General features: G+C 60.8%; 13 protein-coding genes. 6 read left to right on the forward strand and 7 right to left on the reverse strand.

Going from position 1 to position 18,046, the window contains the following annotated elements; translation table 11 throughout:
- Positions 1-10: 10 nt before the first annotated feature.
- The 6 genes from ACZZ0D_RS14675 to ACZZ0D_RS14700 all read right to left on the reverse strand — a co-directional run bounded on the left by ACZZ0D_RS14675 (position 11) and on the right by ACZZ0D_RS14700 (position 7,474).
- Entirely contained in the window at positions 11-637 is a 627-nt protein-coding gene (locus ACZZ0D_RS14675) for a response regulator (protein WP_426617941.1), read from the reverse strand.
- Positions 638-778: 141 nt separating this feature from the next.
- Complete coding sequence (locus ACZZ0D_RS14680) at positions 779-1,213, reverse strand: chemotaxis protein CheY (protein WP_463553634.1); 435 nt, start codon at positions 1,211-1,213, stop codon at positions 779-781.
- Between the two features lie 148 nt (positions 1,214-1,361).
- Positions 1,362-2,078, reverse strand: a complete 717-nt coding sequence (locus tag ACZZ0D_RS14685; protein WP_007913384.1) for an MgtC/SapB family protein — start codon at positions 2,076-2,078, stop codon at positions 1,362-1,364.
- A 151-nt stretch (positions 2,079-2,229) separates the two neighbouring features.
- A complete protein-coding gene (gene mgtA, locus ACZZ0D_RS14690; RefSeq protein WP_282354550.1) occupies positions 2,230-4,929 on the reverse strand; it encodes a magnesium-translocating P-type ATPase in 2,700 nt (899 codons plus the stop codon).
- 593 nt (positions 4,930-5,522) lie between these two features.
- Positions 5,523-6,857 carry a lysine N(6)-hydroxylase/L-ornithine N(5)-oxygenase family protein gene (locus tag ACZZ0D_RS14695; RefSeq protein WP_053118867.1) on the reverse strand — a complete coding sequence of 445 codons (1,335 nt, stop codon included), beginning with the start codon at positions 6,855-6,857 and terminating at the stop codon, positions 5,523-5,525.
- Positions 6,858-6,991: 134 nt separating this feature from the next.
- Complete coding sequence (locus tag ACZZ0D_RS14700; RefSeq protein ID WP_053118866.1) at positions 6,992-7,474, reverse strand: sigma-70 family RNA polymerase sigma factor; 483 nt, start codon at positions 7,472-7,474, stop codon at positions 6,992-6,994.
- A gap of 323 nt (positions 7,475-7,797) precedes the next feature.
- Between ACZZ0D_RS14700 and ACZZ0D_RS14705 the strand changes: the two genes are divergently transcribed.
- From ACZZ0D_RS14705 to ACZZ0D_RS14715, 3 genes are read left to right on the forward strand one after another with little or no spacing between them, the layout of a single operon-like run.
- Entirely contained in the window at positions 7,798-8,970 is a 1,173-nt protein-coding gene (locus ACZZ0D_RS14705; protein WP_463553635.1) for an efflux RND transporter periplasmic adaptor subunit, read from the forward strand.
- Positions 8,971-10,944 (forward strand): MacB family efflux pump subunit, encoded by a 1,974-nt coding sequence (locus ACZZ0D_RS14710; protein ID WP_053118862.1) that lies wholly within the window; start codon positions 8,971-8,973, stop codon positions 10,942-10,944.
- 7 nt (positions 10,945-10,951) lie between these two features.
- Entirely contained in the window at positions 10,952-12,346 is a 1,395-nt protein-coding gene (locus ACZZ0D_RS14715; protein WP_463553636.1) for an efflux transporter outer membrane subunit, read from the forward strand.
- Positions 12,347-12,467: 121 nt separating this feature from the next.
- On the opposite strand, the gene pvdP is transcribed toward ACZZ0D_RS14715, so the two are convergent.
- A complete protein-coding gene (gene pvdP, locus ACZZ0D_RS14720) occupies positions 12,468-14,087 on the reverse strand; it encodes a pyoverdine maturation tyrosinase PvdP (protein WP_463553637.1) in 1,620 nt (539 codons plus the stop codon).
- A 360-nt stretch (positions 14,088-14,447) separates the two neighbouring features.
- Between pvdP and pvdM the strand changes: the two genes are divergently transcribed.
- The 3 genes from pvdM to pvdO are packed head-to-tail and all read left to right on the forward strand — an operon-like array spanning position 14,448 to position 18,039.
- Positions 14,448-15,818, forward strand: a complete 1,371-nt coding sequence (gene pvdM, locus ACZZ0D_RS14725) for a pyoverdine-tailoring dipeptidase-like protein PvdM (protein ID WP_463553638.1) — start codon at positions 14,448-14,450, stop codon at positions 15,816-15,818.
- A complete protein-coding gene (gene pvdN / locus ACZZ0D_RS14730) occupies positions 15,815-17,095 on the forward strand; it encodes a pyoverdine-tailoring periplasmic protein PvdN (RefSeq protein WP_463553639.1) in 1,281 nt (426 codons plus the stop codon). The genes pvdM and pvdN overlap by 4 nt, the downstream gene beginning before the upstream one ends.
- A gap of 35 nt (positions 17,096-17,130) precedes the next feature.
- A complete protein-coding gene (pvdO, locus tag ACZZ0D_RS14735) occupies positions 17,131-18,039 on the forward strand; it encodes a dihydropyoverdine dehydrogenase (RefSeq protein ID WP_212544384.1) in 909 nt (302 codons plus the stop codon).
- Positions 18,040-18,046: the final 7 nt, after the last annotated feature.

The raw sequence follows: 18,046 nt of genomic DNA on the forward strand, positions 1-18,046 counted from the left end.
GTGCGGGCTCTCAGATCAAGTGATTGCGCTTAGCGAAATCACGCAAGTGAACGCCGGAGGAGACGCCCAGTTTTGTCATCAATCGGGTTTTGTAGGTGCTGACAGTCTTGTGGCTCAGGTGCATGTCTTCGGCGATGGTCTTGTTGGGCGCTCCTCGCGCCAGTTGCACGAATATGCTCAGCTCCCGATCGGAAAGCTGATCGATCATCTGCTTCTCGGTGTAGTGCAGAGCGTTCGATGCGTTTGCCTGATCAGGCAATGCCGTGAAGTAGGTGTACCCCGACATCAGCGCCTGAATCGCCTTGTGCAACTGCTCCAGCTGATTAGTCTTGGGCACAAACGCCATGGCGCCAGCACGCAGGCAGCGCTCCTGATAAAAACGCGCTTCACGCGAGGTAAAGATCAACACCCGACAGTTCAGATCATTGGCCTTGATCCGCGCCAGCACTTCGAGACCATCCAGGCCAGGCAAATTCAGATCGAGTATCAGCAGATCCGGCTGGTGTTGGCGGATCAATGCCAAAACCTCAAGACCACTGGAGGTTTCGTGGATAACTTTGAAGCCTTCGGCTTGCAGCACGATTCTGACGGCGGCAAACACCACCGGATGATCTTCGACGACCAGCGCTGACTTCATGAACACTCCCGATGGCAAGACCAGACAATGGCGCCCCGCTGTCGCGTTGACGGACAGGGTGGCTGCGCATTGACTGTTGCACGGGAATGGCGGCGAATCTACCTGTCAGGTTTGACAGTTGCGGCCATTGAATATTTGTGTCTAAGCCTGACGTTTCAACGCTGGAACACGCGTCAAGTCAGCGCAGGCTCCAGGTTTTGGCGCATCGGCCAGCGCCGCCAACTGCTCGATCATTCGCGCATTCGGCAACACGCAATGGCTGATCTGCACATTATCCTGCGCAAAACCCGGGATCGCCCGTGATGGCGCAGTAGGTTCGTTGTAGATCAAGGCGTGGCGAACATGCGGGTTATCGAGGAAAAACCCCAGCAGATCCAGTGAGCCCGCGGCCATCTCTGCGTTGATCACCACGATGTCGAAGGGTTCGCAGCCGTAATCGACCAGGGTCAGCAGGTCGACCAGGCTCTGCACCGGTGCCACGCGGTAGTAGCCGAGGCCATTGAATGCACGCTCGATTTTCATGCGGTGAAAATGTTGCGGATCGGCGATCAGGATGCGCAGGGCTTTGTTGTTCATCGTAAACCTCACGGGTTAGACGGCTTCAAATGAATGCAAGCCTACGGAGGCCAAACGGAAGATTCTGTAGGACGCGTCCTAAAAAGACTGGCGGTAATCCCTTGATTCACGCGCTCGGCCACGCCAGGCCGGCGCCAACAAAGTGCCGCTATTCGGTGGTACTCGGACTCCAGAATGCCTGCACCACCAACGCTGACGTCGAGATCCGCGCGACCAGTGCGTCCAGCTCATCGCCGTCCACCGACGTTGTCGCCAATGTCGCCTCGATCTCGATTTCGTCCGCACCGAAGGCATGCACGTCGACATCACTGGCCGGGTAATTACTGCGTTCCAGCTCCGCTTCGAGCAACGCGAACACCGCCGTTTGCTGCGAGCGCCGGGCGATAACGTAGACGATGTTGGTGACTTCCGCCGACACCACGTCCAGCGGTTGGCGGTTGATGTTGTTGACGATCGGCCGCAGCAAGGTGTTCGCAGCGAGAATAAACAGCGTGCCGAGCACGGCTTCGGCGAGCAGGTCGGCGCCGGCGCAGGCGCCCACTGCCGCAGACGTCCACAGCGTCGCGGCGGTGTTGAGACCGCGCACGTTGCCCTCTTCACGCATGATCACCCCGGCGCCGAGAAAACCGATGCCGGAGACCACGTAAGCGACCACACGCACCGCGCCTTCAGCGCCGGCGAGACGGTTGGCCATGTCGACGAAAATCGCTGCGCCGACGGCGACGAGCACGTTGGTGCGCAGGCCGGCGGTGCGTTGCCGGTATTGCCGTTCAAAACCGATCAGGCCACCGAGGATGAACGCGGCGCTGAGGCTGACGAGGGTGTCGAGCAGCGAATCGAGGTTGAGGTTGTTGATGGCTTGCATCGTCATCTCCCTGAAAAAACACAAACCCCCTTGTGGGGCCTGCTTGAAACGAGCCCCTGTAGGAGCTGCCGAAGGCTGCGATCTTTTGCTGTTGCCTTGTAAAAACAAGATCAAAAGATCGCAGCCTGCGGCAGCTCCTACAGGGGCAGCATTATTGCCAGCCGAAGCGGCGGATGTAGAAGCCTTTCACCGCTTGGGTCAGCGCCATGTACGCCAGCAGGATCACCGGCAGGAACACGAAGTACAGCGACGGCAGCGCCTGCAATTTGAAGTAGTGCGCCAGCGGCCCCATCGGCAGGAAGATGCCGACCGCCATGATGATTCCGGTCATCACCAGCAGCGGCATGGCTGCGCGGCTTTGCAGGAACGGAATCTTCGGCGTGCGGATCATGTGCACGATCAGCGTCTGGGTCAGCAACCCGACCACGAACCAGCCGGACTGGAACAGCGTCTGGTGATCCGGGGTGTTGGCATCGAAGACGTACCACATCAAGGCGAACGTGGTGATGTCAAAGATCGAACTGATCGGGCCGAAAAACAGCATGAAGCGCCCGACGTCGCCCGGCTGCCAGCGTTGTGGTTTTTTCAGCATTTCCTCGTCGACGTTATCGAACGGAATGGCGATCTGCGAAATGTCGTAGAGCAGGTTCTGCACCAGCAGGTGCATCGGCAGCATTGGCAGGAACGGAATAAACGCACTGGCGACCAGCACCGAGAACACGTTGCCGAAGTTCGAGCTGGCGGTCATCTTGATGTACTTGAGCATGTTGGCGAAGGTGCGCCGCCCTTCGAGCACGCCCTCCTCCAGCACCATCAGGCTCTTTTCCAGAAGAATGATGTCAGCCGCTTCCTTGGCGATATCCACTGCGCTGTCCACCGAAATACCAATGTCGGCGGTGCGCAGTGCTGGCGCATCGTTGATGCCGTCGCCCATGAACCCGACCACGTGACCATTGCCTTTAAGGATGCGCACGATGCGCTCCTTGTGCGACGGCGTCAGTTTGGCGAAGACATTGGTGGTCTCTACCGCCACCGCCAGTTCGGCATCGCTCATGCGCTCGACGTCGTTGCCCAGCAGCAGGCCTTGTTGCGCGAGGCCGACTTCACGGCAGATCTTCGCGGTCACCAGTTCGTTGTCGCCGGTCAGCACTTTCACTGCCACGCCATGTTCGGCCAAGGCTTTCAGCGCGGGCGCAGTGCTTTCTTTCGGTGGATCGAGAAACGCCACGTAACCAATCAGCGTCAGTTCCTGTTCATCGGCCAGGCTGTAAATCTCGCGACCTTCGGGCATCGAGCGAGCGGCCACGGCCACCACGCGCAAGCCTTCAGCGTTGAATGCTGCGGTGACCTGACGAATCTTGGTCAGCAATTCATCGCTCAAGGCTTCATCGACGTCGCCGTGACGCACGCGGCTGCACACCGCCAGCACTTCTTCCACCGCGCCTTTGCAGATCAGCTGATGCGGTTGGCCACGCCCTTCGACCACCACCGACATACGCCGACGATTGAAGTCGAACGGGATCTCATCGACCTTGCGAAACGCCGTGCCGACTTTCAGTTCGCGGTGGATTTCCACGTGTTCCAGCACCGCGACATCCAGCAGGTTTTTCAGGCCGGTCTGGTAGTAGCTGTTGAGGTAGGCCATTTCCAGCACGTCATCGGAATCAGCGCCCCAGACGTCGACATTGCGCGCGAGGAAGATCTTGTCCTGAGTCAGCGTGCCGGTCTTGTCGGTGCACAGCACGTCCATCGCGCCGAAGTTCTGGATCGCATCGAGGCGTTTGACGATGACTTTTTTGCGCGACAGAAACACCGCGCCTTTGGCCAGCGTCGAGGTGACGATCATCGGCAGCATTTCCGGAGTCAGACCGACAGCAATCGACAGCGCGAACAGCAGTGCTTCAGTCCAGTCACCCTTGGTGAAACCGTTGATGAACAGCACCAGCGGCGCCATGACGAACATGAAACGGATCAACAGCCAGCTGACTTTGTTGACGCCTTGCTGGAACGAAGTGACCGCGCGATCGGTTGCGCCAACCCGCTGGGCCAGCGCACCGAAATAGGTGCTGTTGCCGGTGGTCAGGATCACCGCCACTGCAGTGCCGGACACCACGTTGGTGCCCATGAACAGGATGTTGTCCAGCTCCAGCGGATTGCGCGTGTCGCGATCAGCCTGACGTGGAAACTTCTCCACCGGCATCGATTCACCGGTCATCGCCGCTTGGCTGACGAACAGATCCTTGGCGCTGAGCACACGGCAATCGGCAGGAATCATGTCGCCGGCCGAGAGCACGATCAGATCGCCTGGCACCAATTGTTTGATCGGCAACTCGCTGCGTGGCGCGTCTCGGCGCATCACTGTCGCGGTGTTGCTGACCATGGCTTTCAGCGCATCGGCGGCCTGGTTGGATTTGCTTTCCTGCCAGAAGCGCAGCAGCGTCGACAGCACCACCATGGAGAAAATCACCACGGCGGCCTTGAGGTCTTCGGTCAGCCACGAGATCACCGCCAACAGGGTCAACAGCAGGTTGAACGGGTTTTTGTAGCAGTGCCACAGGTGAGTCCACCACGGCAGCGGCTGCTCGTGTTCGACTTCGTTAAGGCCGTATTGCGCACGTAGCGCATCGACTTCGAAATCGGTGAGGCCATCGGAATGCGTGCCCAATGACGACAGCAGCACACCGCTGTCGCAATGCGCGGCATCGACCAGAGTGTTGGCCAAAGTAGGTGGGACTTCACGGCTGACCGTGGTGTCGTTGATCGATTCCAGCAGCGCCAGGCGACGAAAGTGCCGGGCGATGTGGCGGGTGCGCAGGAAGCCTGCGAAAAATTCCTTGAGCGTAAGTTTCATGGCTGTTGCCCCTGTGGTCAGCCGGGAAACCGTCAAGCAGGTACGGCCGCGCCTCGTCCGCCGGAAAAACCGGCACGGCAAGGCTTGGCGCGCCGGTCAGAAAAGACAGGCGTGTCGATAGGGCTGCGATCACGACAGTAAAGTCGAAACCACGCTCTGTTCAGCGTCGATGAGAAGGACGTCTAGCCATGGCCCAGGACGGGTCATGCACGGGATGCCGCTGCTCGCTTTTACGGCGAGACAACGACAGAGAAAGTCTGCGCGTTATCTTGCCGAGAATCTGCCGGTTACCGAGACCGGCCGACAACTGTCACTCGAACAAGTACCCACTGTGGGTCTCCGCTATTGATGAAAACGCGCGAAGCTTACGCCCCGATGATTGCAGAGTAAACCCGCAAAAGGCAGTGCGTTGGGGAATGTGGGGGATGTTCAGGAAGGGTTCAGGATTCAGAATTTTCGGTGCTTCTGCTGGCCTCTTCGCGAGCAAGCCCGCTCCCACATTGGATCTTCATCTGACACAAAATCTGTGTTCACTGAAAATCCCCTGTGGGAGCGGGCTTGCTCGCGAAGGCGGTATGTGAGGCGCTAAAAAATCAGCTGGCAGTCGCCAACAGCAGATCCGCCATCGACCGATGCCCACGATTCTTGCCATGCTCATACAGCGAGCCGGCGATCTCGTCCGCACGAATCGGCAGCACCGACAGCAAGGTGTCGCTCAAACCATGGCTGGCCTGGCAGAAGCCCTGCATGTAGATGCCGGCCTTGCAGCGCTCGTCGGTGATGAGTTTGTAATTACGGTCGACCTCGAAATCACCGAGGTACTCTTCCAGCGGCGCCAGCAGTTTGCGGTGCATCTGCCGCTCGTAACCGGTGGCCAGAACAACGGCATCGTAGTTGCGCACGGTGACTTCGCCGGTGGCGTTGTTGCGCACGGCCAGCTCGATACCGTTTTCAGTCGCAGTAGCACTCTCGACCGTGGTCAGGGTGCGGAACGCATGACGGGCAATCCCGGAGACCTTCTGGCGATAGAAGATGCCGTAGATGCGCTCGATCAGGTCGATGTCGACCACCGAGTAGTTGGTGTTGTGGTACTCGTTGACCAGACGCTCACGCTCGGCGCTGTTCTGCTGGAACACCAGGTCGGTGAACTCCGGCGAAAACACTTCGTTGACGAACGGGCTGTCGTCCGCAGGCTTCAGTGCCGAGCCGCGCAGGATCATGTCGACCTGCACCGACGGGAACGAGTCGTTCAGGTCGATAAACGCTTCCGCCGCGCTCTGCCCGCCGCCGATGATTGCGATGCTCATCGGCTGATTGTTCACGCACGGCTGCTTGGCCATTTGCGACAGGTATTGCGAATGGTGGAACACACGGCTGTCGCCCTTCAGCGCTTTGAACGCCTCGGGAATTCGCGGTGTGCCGCCGGCGCTGACCACCACCGAACGGGTGGTGCGCACATGTTGCTGGCCGTCGCTGCCTCGGGAAATTACGCGCAGCGCTTCAACCTGATGGTTGTGCAGCACCGGCTCGATGGTCAGCACTTCTTCGCCGTAACGGCTCTGCTCGGTGAACTTGCCGGCGACCCAGCGCAGGTAGTCGTTGTACTCCATGCGGCACGGGTAAAAAGTGCCGAGGTTGATGAAGTCGACCAGACGGCCGTGATCCTTCAGGTAGTTGACGAACGAGTAGGGGCTGGTCGGATTGCGCAGGGTCACCAGATCCTTGAGGAAGGAAATCTGCAACTCGCTCTGCGTCGACAGGGTGTTGCCGTGCCAGCTGTAATTGGCCTGCTTGTCGAGGAACAGCACATCCAGCTCGCCATGGATCGGGCCGCGCTCTTGCAGAGCGATGGCCAGCGCCAGGTTCGAAGGGCCGAAACCGACGCCGATCAGGTCGTGAACGATGGGCGATGCAATTGCCTGAGTCATTTCCAGTGTCCTCTGGAGGAACCCCTCAACAAGGGGCATGGAGAGCCTAAGTGACCTGACCGGCCTTGAGCAGGACAGCAGGTCGTCTGTTGAGTAGGAACGAGGACAGTGAAATAAAATTTAACGAAGTCGGCTCAATGGGCGTCCCATTGTTTGATCCGCACGCGGCAATGTTTCATCGCATTGACGATGTGTTTTTCCACCAGTGCCTTGGAAATGCCCAGCTGTTCGGCGATTTCCGGGTGCGACAGGCCTTCGATCTTGCGCAGCAGAAAACTGTCGCGACACAGCGGCGGCAGTTCTGCCAACGCGCGCTGGAGCATTTCCAGACGCTGGCCGTGATCAAGAGTGCTGTGGGGCGACGGGGTGAAATAGCGCTCTTCGTTGTCGAGCACATCGAGTGATTCGACCTGGCGCAAAGCGTTGCGCCGATGGTCGTCGATGACCAGGTTCAGCGCCGTACGATAAAGAAACGCACGCGGTTGCTCGATCGGGGTATCGCTGGAACGTTCCAGCACCCGCAGATAGGCGTCATGCACCACATCTTCGGCAATCTGACGATTGCCGAGCTTGGCGTTAAGGAAACACACCAGCTCGCGATAGTAGTTTTCCAACATGACTCCCGGCCGCAAACGTGCGGTTTCTGTCCTTGAGCACACCGATTGACGACGGCGTGAAACGCAGTAGCAAGATAGTGGCAACTTGAGGTGCGTAATTTATAGTAATTCTCATATAGATTTAAAGTGGTGTTTGCCGTTGCCCGATAAATAGTGCTGCGCTATAGCTGTTACTTCGTGTGTCAGCGCTTAAATTCCGCCGCTCTTTCCTCGTTTACAGGACAGCTCCCCGTGTCTGTCGCGCCCCGCGACAGCGTTCAGCGCTGCCCCCTCTGTGCGCGGCGGCCGGATGACGGGCCGAATTCCACTGGCCGGAACCCTGCATGAAACGTCCCCGCCCCGCCCGACGCGCCCTGCTCGTAGTCCTTTGTCTGATCCCCGTCGTCGGCTATGCCGCGTGGCAAATGTTGCCGCCGGGCCGGGATAAATTCGCCACCGTGCAAGTGTCGCGGGGCGATATAGAAAGCAGCGTCACCGCCCTCGGCACCCTGCAACCGCGACGCTATGTGGATGTCGGTGCGCAGGCTTCCGGGCAGATTCAAAAGATTCACGTCGAAGTCGGTGATGTGGTCAAAGAGGGCCAGTTGCTAGTGGAAATCGACCCGTCGACGCAAAAGGCCAAACTCGACGCCGGGCGCTTCTCGATCGAAAACCTCAAGGCGCAATTGCAGGAACAGCGCGCGCAGCATGAGCTCGCGCAGCAGAAATATCAGCGTCAGCAAAACCTCGCTGCCGGCGGCGCAACCCGCGAAGAAGACGTGCAAACCGCCCGCGCCGAACTGAAAGCCACGCAAGCGCGCATCGACATGTTCCAGGCGCAGATCCGCCAGGCCGAAGCGAGCTTGCGCAGCGATCAGGCCGAACTCGGCTACACGCGCATTTACGCGCCAATGGCCGGCACCGTGGTCGCTCTCGATGCGCGCGAAGGCCAGACCCTCAACGCCCAGCAACAGACGCCACTGATTCTGCGCATCGCCAAACTGTCGCCGATGACCGTGTGGGCCGAGGTCTCCGAGGCGGATATCGGTCACGTCAAACCGGGCATGAGCGCTTACTTCACCACGCTCAGCGGCGGTAATCGGCGCTGGAGCAGCACCGTGCGGCAGATCCTGCCGGTGCCGCCCAAACCCCTCGATCAAACCAGCCAGGGCGGCGGCAGCCCGACCAGCACCAGCAAAAGCGGCAGCGCGCGCGTGGTGCTCTACACCGTTCTGCTTGATGTCGATAACGCCGACAACGCGCTGATGGCGGAAATGACCACGCAGGTGTTCTTCGTCGCCAATCAGGCCAAGGACGTGCTCACCGCGCCAGTCGCCGCCCTGCAAGGCGGCGTCAAAGCTGACCGGCAGACCGCACAAGTAGTCGCTGCCAACGGCAACATCGAATCGCGCGAAGTGCGCACCGGCATCAGTGACCGGCTCAAGGTGCAGATTCTCGATGGCCTCAGTGAAGGCGATCACTTGCTGATTGGCCCGGCCACTGGCAGCGGGGGTTGAATGCAAACGCCCCTGATCGACCTGCAGGACATTCGCAAATCCTACGGTGGCGGCGACGCGCCTGAAGTTCACGTGCTGCGCGGCATCGACCTGTCGATCCACGCTGGCGAATTCGTCGCGATTGTCGGCGCCTCCGGCTCCGGCAAATCGACGCTGATGAACATCCTTGGCTGCCTCGATCGACCGACCTGTGGCGAATACCGTTTCGCCGGGGAAAACGTCGCCGGCCTCGACAGCGATGAACTGGCCTGGCTGCGCCGTGAAGCCTTCGGTTTCGTGTTTCAGGGTTATCACCTGATTCCATCCGGCTCGGCCCAGGAAAACGTCGAAATGCCGGCGATCTATGCCGGCACTCCGGCCACCGAACGGCATGCCCGGGCCGCCGCCCTGCTCGACCGTCTCGGCCTCGCCGAACGCACCGGCAACCGTCCGCATCAGTTGTCCGGCGGTCAGCAGCAACGGGTGTCGATTGCCCGCGCCTTGATGAACGGCGGCCACATCATTCTCGCCGACGAACCGACCGGCGCCCTCGACAGCCACAGCGGCAAAGAAGTCATGGCGCTGCTCGACGAACTGGCCAGTCAGGGCCATGTGGTGATTCTCATCACCCACGACCGCGAAGTGGCGGCGCGGGCCAAACGCATCATCGAAATCAGCGACGGCCTGATCATCAGCGACAGCGCCAAAGACAATCCCGACGCCCAGACCAGCGCCAACCCCGGCGCCTTGCAAGCGGTCGACTTGCGCAAGCGTCTGAGCGAAGGTGCCGAAGCCACTGGCGCCTGGAAGGGCGAGCTGGTCGACGCCCTGCACGCGGCGTGGCGAGTGATGTGGATCAACCGCTTCCGCACCGCGCTGACGTTGCTCGGCATCATCATCGGCGTGGCCTCGGTGGTGGTGATGCTCGCCGTCGGTGAAGGCAGCAAGCGTCAGGTCATGGCGCAAATGGGCGCGTTCGGTTCGAACATTCTGTACCTGAGCGGCTCGGCGCCGAACCCGCGCACACCACCGGGAATCATCACCCTCGACGATGTCCGCGCGCTGGCGAGCCTGCCGCAAGTGCAACGCATCATGCCGGTGATCGGCACCGAGGCCGGCGTGCGTTATGGCAACGCCGACCACTTGAGTTACGTCGGCGGCAACGACACCAACTTCCCGGCGATCTTCAATTGGCCGGTGGTGGAAGGCAGTTACTTCACCGAGCAGGACGAGCGAAACGCCTCGGCCGTCGCGGTGATCGGCCATAAGGTGCGCAACAAATTACTCAAGGACGTGGCCAACCCGATCGGCCAATACATTCTTATCGAAAACGTGCCGTTTCAGGTGGTCGGCGTGCTCGCGGAAAAAGGCGCCAGCTCCGGTGATTCCGACAGTGACGACCGCATCGCCGTACCCTATTCGGCGGCCAGCGTGCGCCTGTTCGGCACCCACGATCCGGAATACGTGGCCATCGCCGCCACCGATGCGCGCAAGGTCAAAGAGGCCGAACACGCCATCGAACAGCTGATGCTGCGCTTGCACAACGGCAAAAAGGATTTCGAACTGACCAACAACGCCGCGATGATTCAGGCCGAAGCGCGCACGCAAAACACCCTGTCGCTGATGCTTGGCTCGATTGCCGCGATCTCGCTGCTGGTCGGCGGTATCGGTGTGATGAACATCATGCTGATGACCGTCCGCGAACGTACCCGCGAGATTGGTATTCGCATGGCCACCGGCGCGCGTCAACGCGACATCCTCCGCCAGTTTCTCACCGAAGCGGTAATGCTTTCGGTGGTTGGCGGCATCGCCGGGATCGCCCTCGCGCTGATCGTTGGCGGCGTGTTGATCCTCAGCGATATCGCCGTGGCGTTCTCGTTGCTCGCGGTGCTCGGCGCCTTCGGTTGCGCCCTTGTGACCGGTGTTGTCTTCGGCTTCATGCCGGCCCGCAAAGCTGCCCGGCTCGACCCGGTCACGGCCCTTACCAGTGAATGATCGATCTATGAAACCGCGCCTCAGTTTGTTGACCGTGTGCCTGCTCCTCAGCGCCTGCGGCAGTCCCGTTCAGCGCCCGGACAGCGGCGTGCAAGCCCCCGCTGCGTGGCAATCGCCACACAGCGCCAGCGTCGCCCGCAACAACCCGCAATGGTGGACACAGTTTGGCAGCCCGGAGCTGGATCGTCTGATCGAACAGGCTCGCGTCGGCAGTTTTGACCTTGCCGCTGCGGTGGCGCGCGTTCAGCAGGCGCAGGCCAGCACGGTGATTGCTGGCGGCTCGTTGCTGCCGGAGGTCAAGGCCGGACTGAATGCCAATCGGCAGAAACTGTTGCGCGGCAAGGGTTACAGCCAGTTGGATGCCGACAGCAGCAATAAAGCCGTGGACTATTTCGATGCCAATTTGAGCGCGACGTATGAGATCGATTTCTGGGGCGGTAAACAGGCGTCTCGCGACAGTGCGCAATTTGCGTTGCAGGCCAGCGAATTTGATCGCGCGACCGTTGAGCTGACGTTGCTCAGCGGCGTTGCCAATACTTATGCGCAAACCTTGTCGTTGCGTGAGCAGAGCCGCATTGCCGAACTGAATCTGGCCAACGCGCAAAGCGTGCTGAAACTGGTGCAGACGCGCTTTGATTCTGGCTCGGCGACAGCGCTGGAACTGGCGCAGCAGAAAAGCCTGGTCGCCGCCCAGCAACGGCAACTGCCGCTGGTGCAACAACAGGCGCAGGATGCGTTGATCAGCCTCGCCGCCCTGCTCGGCCAACCGGTGCAGCAACTCGCGGCCAATCAGGAATCATTCGATCGCCTGCAATGGCCGGGGATTGCCAGCGGTGTGCCGAGCGATTTGCTCACCCATCGCCCGGACATTGCTCGCGCCGAAGCACAATTGGCGGCCGCCGAGGCTGACGTCAAAGTCGCTCGCGCCGCGATGTTGCCCACTGTCACATTGACGGCGCAGCTCGGCTCGGGCGCTGACAAGTTTGATGATTTGATCCGCAGTCCTTTCTACAACCTGACTGCGGGGCTGGTCGCACCCATCTTCAATAACGGCCGCCTCAGCGCTGAGCGCGACAAGGCCACGGCGCGTCAGGATGAGCTGCTGCAAACCTACCGCGGCGCGATCATCAACGGCTTCGCCGACGTCGAAAAAGCCCTCAACAGCATTCGCGGGCTGGACGAACAACGCCAGTGGCAGAGCGAAGAACTGAGTCAGGCGCAGACCGCTTTCAACATCGCCCAAAGCCGTTATCAGGCCGGGGCCGAAGACTTGCTGACGGTTTTGGAAACTCAGCGCACGCTGTATGCAGCGCAGGATCTGAACGTGCAACTGCGGCTGTCGCGGGTGCAGGCGAGCATCGCGCTGTATAAGGCGCTTGGGGGTGGGTGGCGGGTTTTGTAATTGCGCAGCCTGTCAGGCCGCTTTCGCGAGCAGGCTCGCTCCCACATTTGACCGAGTTCCTTCAGTAGGAATGAGATCCAATGTGGGAGCGAGCCTGCTCGCGAAGAACGATGACGCGGTCTCAAGCCGAAGTTTGTTTCGGCTTGAGATTGCGCGCATACCACGGGCGTTGCGGCACGCGGCGGAACAGGTTGGCGAGTTTGTTTTCGTCTTCGCCGAAGGTGATGCGCAGGGCCAGTTTCATGGTTTCCGGATCCATCTCCACTGATCGGCCCATCTGCAAGCCCGGCGTAGTGCTGCAACCGTGCGTATCCGGCCCCAGCCATGGATCAGCGATTTCCACCCAGCGACCCGGGGCAAACCACTTCACGCCGTTGACCTCAAGGCGCGTGACCTGGCCCGGATGGAAGCGCTCGTGCGCGCGATACCAGTCCTCGATGCGATCATCGATCCAGCCATGAAAATGCCAGAACACCGGGTTCACATGGGATGAAAACGGGTCGCCAAGGAAATCGTTTTCCGCGGCGAACCAGCGGGCGGCGAAGTCATCCAGATCACGCGCCAGCGGCACCGGCTGACCGTTGGAAGGGTCACGCGGCACCGACGCCCAACGCATGTGCAGCCAGTCGTGCAGGCCCAGCTCTACTTCTGAACCAAACTGGCCCAAAGTGAGCTTCGACAGATATTGCGGATCGCGGTACTGCGATTCCCAGACTTCAAAATTGCTTTGATAGGTCTCGGCGGTTTTCAGGTCGCTGACCCATTGGGTGTATTCGTCATCTTCGGCCGCCAGCCAGGTCGGCGGCAGCGAAGTGCCGTCGTGGTTGTCGAAGTAGCGCGCGAAGCCCTGGCGATCACGGATCAGCTCCGGTTGCGGCAATGGGAAGAACTGCCACGACGGCAAATCCATCATCGAGCGCGCCGTGCCGAGCATGTGCCGGTGCATGAAAAAGAAATCGATGCCGGAGCCGTTGCGATCCTTGTGCGTGCCACGCGCATCCCGCTCCTGGTCACGCGGCCCGGGCTGCCAGCCGAGGCCGCGCAGGGCATTGCGTTTGTCTTCGGGCAGCGTGTGCCATTTGTCGCGGGTGGCGTGCCAGACTTGATGGAACAGGCGATGTTCCGGCGACACCAGCCATGCCAGCAGCGGCGCATTCAACGGCGTGCGCTGGCGGGCTTCGGGGAACAGGCATTTGACGGCGATGAAGCGATTGTCCTGCGCGGGTAAGGCCAACGGGCGATCGAGGCGTTGCACGGTGCCGCTGAGGGTGCCGCTGCCGGCATTGCCGAAGTCAGCCCAGACTTCATCGAGGATCATGTTCAGTTCGTAATCGACGCGACCGTCCGTGCCGAGCAACCGCCAACTGAGTTTCGAGGCCTCTGTCCCGGCCAGATCGCCAAGAATTCGGTAACGAGGTGTTTCGTCACTGCGCAGGCGCTCGGCAGTGTCGAGGAAGCCATTGACGCCCCAGCCCTTCTGGCCGATGTCGAGAAACACTTCCAGCCCTTCAGCCGGCAAGCCATCGAGGCCGGCGTCAATGCCGGTAAATCGAATGTCCCAGACCCCGCGCAAGGCATTGGACAGGCGCTGCCCGGCCACGTCGGCGACATCGAAGGACGCCTCACCGGGGGTGATCGTCGGATCCGGCTTCGTCCATTCACGGTGCCCGAAATAAGCCGCCGGAACGGCAGCGCCGGTCAACGCCAGGCCTGCCATGAACCATCGTCGAGAAATCCTCATTGCCCTACCTGTGTCAGCCCTGAAGCAGGCTTTATCCAAGCTAGAACGTTTGCTGGATCGGCAAATTTAAGCCCTGCACCGACTTCCCGGAATGGACACCCTTGTGGCGAGGGGATTTATCCCCGTTCGAGTGCGAAGCGCTCGCAAAACCTTACAACGCAGAGTGTCTGACATACCGCGTGTGTGGGTTTTGGGGCTGCTTCGCAGCCCAACGGGGATAAATCCCCTCGCCACAATGAACCTCACACTCAGTTATTGATTGCCCGCCTCCCGCTAAATTTCCCCGCCATCCACTCGTTCTTCCCAGATAGCAAAGGCCTCTGCGCCTGCACCTCGACGGCGAACCTGACTGAGATGGCAATGACAAAACCACGTTCGAAAAAGGCTCTTTTCATCGGCCTGCCGCTGGCTCTGGCGGTCAGCGCCGGCGCTGCTTTTGCGGTGTGGGACACTTGGTTCAAGGACAATCCCGGCTACCCGCACAAAGTCATGCAGCAGGCCGAAGCGCTGCACGAGCGCATGCTCTCGTTCGACAGCCACATCACCGTCACCCAGGATTTCGGCACCACCGGCAACGAGGTCGACAAGGACGGCAGCGGCCAGTTCGACCTGGTCAAAGCCAACCGTGGTCGCCTTTCCGGCGCGGCGCTGACGATTTTCGGCTGGCCGGAAATCTGGAACGGCGCCAACGCCCCGCACAAACCCACCGCCGGTTTCGTCGACGAGGCGCGCAATCAACAAGAGATCCGCTACAAGATCATTTCAGGCATGGTGCGCGACTTCCCCAATCAGGTCGGGATCGCCTACACCCCCGCTGATTTCCGTCGCCTGCATGGCGAAGGCAAGTTTGCGATTTTCATCAGCATGCTCAACGCCTACCCGCTCGGCCACGACCTCAACCTGCTGGATCTATGGACGGCGCGCGGCATGCGCATGTTCGGTTTCAGCTACATCGGCAACAACGACTGGGCTGATTCGTCGCGGCCGTTGCCGTTCTTCAACGATTCGCCGGACGCCCTCGATGGCCTCTCGGATCTGGGCAAGCAAGCGGTCAAACGCCTCAACGATCTGGGCGTGATCATCGACGTCTCGCAGATGTCGACCAAGGCTTTGGAGCAAGTCGCGCAACTGAGCCGCACCCCGTTGGTGGCGTCGCACTCCGCACCACGGGCGATGGTGGATATCCCGCGCAACCTCAGCGACAAGGAATTGCAGCTGATCAAAAACAGTGGCGGCGTGGTGCAGATCGTCGGCTTCTCGCAGTACCTGCGCCCGCTGACCCAAAGCACTCAGGACAAGCTCAACGAACTGCGCAAACGCTACGATCTGCCGCCGCTGCCAAACCTGGCCATGGCGCTGATGCCGGGCGATCCGATCATCGCCGCGTGGTCGGAGCAGAAGTTTGGCGAGTACGCCGGTCAGCTCTACGCGATTCTCGAAGAGGAACCGAAAGCCAGCCTCAAAGATTTGGGCGACGCCATCGATTACACCGTGCGCAAGATCGGCATCGATCACGTCGGCATCAGCTCCGACTTCAACGAAGGCGGCGGTGTCAAAGGCTGGGAGAACGTTGGCGAGATCCGCAACGTCACCGCCGAATTGCTCTCGCGCGGCTACTCCGAAGCCGACATCGCCAAGCTCTGGGGCGGCAACTTTTTGCGCGTCTGGGATCAGGTCGAGAAATCCGCAAGACCTGCAGTGGCCGCTGCTCAGGACACCGTCAAGCCATGAGCAATCGTCGTGATTTTCTCAAGCAGGCCGGAATCCTCGCGGCGGCGCTGCCACTCGGCGCGAGCCTGCCGAGCGTTGCTGCCGCCACGCCGATCGCACCGTTGCCGCGCGATAAATGGGCGCAGTTGCAGCAGCTGTTCAATCAAGATCCCGAGTACCTGCACTTCTCCAACTTCCTCATCACCAGCCACCCGAAACCGGTGCGCGACGCCATTGAAATGCACCGCGCCGCACTCGATAAAAACCCGGGGCTGGCGATGGACTGGGATGTCGGCGTGATCGAACAGCGCGAACACGATGTGCGCGTCTGGGCCGGCCAATACCTGCAAGCCGATGCCAAGCAGATCGCCCTGACCGGCAGCACCACCGAAGGCCTGACCATGATTTATGGCGGCGTGCACGTGCGCGCCGATCAGGAAATCCTCACCACCGAACACGAGCACTACGCCACCCACACGATTCTGGAACTGCGCAGCGAACGTGAAGGCACCAAGGTGCGCAAGATTCGCTTGTTCGACGATCCGCAAACGATCAGCGAGAAACAACTGCTCGCCAACATCGACCGCAGCATCCGCCCCGAGACCCGCGTTCTGGGCATGTGCTGGGTGCATTCGGGCAGCGGCGTGAAGCTGCCGCTCGGCGCGATCGGCGCGCTGGTCGACAAACACAACCGTGGGCGCAGCGATGCTGACCGGATCATTTATGTGGTCGACGGCGTGCACGGATTTGGCGTTGAAGACCTGAGTTTCCCGGCGATGAATTGCGACTTCTTCATCGCCGGCACACACAAATGGATGTTCGGCCCACGTGGCACCGGCATCGTTTGCAGCCGCACGCCGGAGGTGAAATACGTCACGCCGATCATCCCGACCTTCTCCGAGGCCGAGCACTTTTCCACGACGATGACCCCGGGCGGCTATCACGCCTTCGAACACCGCTGGGCGCTGACCGAGGCGTTCAAGTTGCACCTGCAACTGGGCAAAGCCGAGGTGCAGGCGCGCATTCATGAACTCAACAGCTACCTGAAAAAACGTCTGCTGCAACGCCCGCAGATCGAACTGGTGACGCCGTTGAGCCCGGAGTTTTCTGCCGGTTTCACCTTCTTCCGGGTCAAGGGCAAGGACAGCGACAAGATCGCCGCGCACCTGATGGCCAACCGTGTGGTTGCTGATGCCGTCGAGCGTGACGTCGGCCCGGTGATCCGCACCGCACCGGGGCTACTCAACAACGAAGCGCAGATCGACCGCTTGCTGAGCATCCTCGACCAGGCCGTGTGAGCCTGCCCTCTTTTTCCTTTTTAGCGAGACGCGAAATGAACACTGAGTTACCTCGTTTTTCCCTGAAAGCCCTGCCCGCTCTGGTGCTCGCCGCCCTCGCCGCCGGCCTCATGCCGAGCGCCGCTCAGGCCGCCACGCCACCCGCGCCGGGCAAAGTGTTCAAGGACTGCAAGGACTGCCCGGAAATGGTCGTGCTGCCCACCGGCACCTTCACCATGGGCACCCCGGATGACGAAGTCGGCCGCGAGCCCGATGAAAGCCCGATGCACCCGGTGACGTTCGCCAAACCCTTGGCCATCAGCCGTTTTCAGGTGCTCAAGGGCGAATGGTTCGCCTACCTGAAGGACACCGGTTACCAGATGCCGGACGGCGACGACCGCCCGGGCCGCGCGTGCAAAGCGGGGATTCCGGACTATCAGGGCAGCGACCCGCGCAAGCAATACACCGACCGCCACCCGGCGGTGTGCATGGACTTCGCCGAGGCCAATGCCTACGTCGCGTGGCTGTCGAAAAAGACCGGCAAACAATACCGACTGGTCAGCGAATCCCTGCGCGAATACGCCGCCCGTGGTGGCAGCAGCGGGCCGTTCCCCTTCCCGTTCGATGAAGGCAAGGAATACAGCATCGCCAAGCACGCCAACACCTATGGCGCCGCCGACGGCTACAACTTCACCGCCCCGGCCGGCAGCTTCGCGCCGAATGCGTTTGGCGTGTACGACATGCACGGCAACGTCTACGAATGGACGGCCGATTGCTACAACGAAAACTACGTCGGCGCACCGAGCGACGGCAGCGCCTGGCTGACCGGCAAGTGCGAATTCAAGCGCATTCGCGGCAATGACTGGGGCGAGGCGCCGGTGTTCTCCCGCTCCGGCAACCGCAACGCGTTGGTGCCGGGTGATCGCGGCGACTGGATCGGCTTCCGGGTCGCTCGCGATCTGTAACCGCAGC

It is taken from the genome of Pseudomonas sp. AC193 (assembly GCF_979258075.1).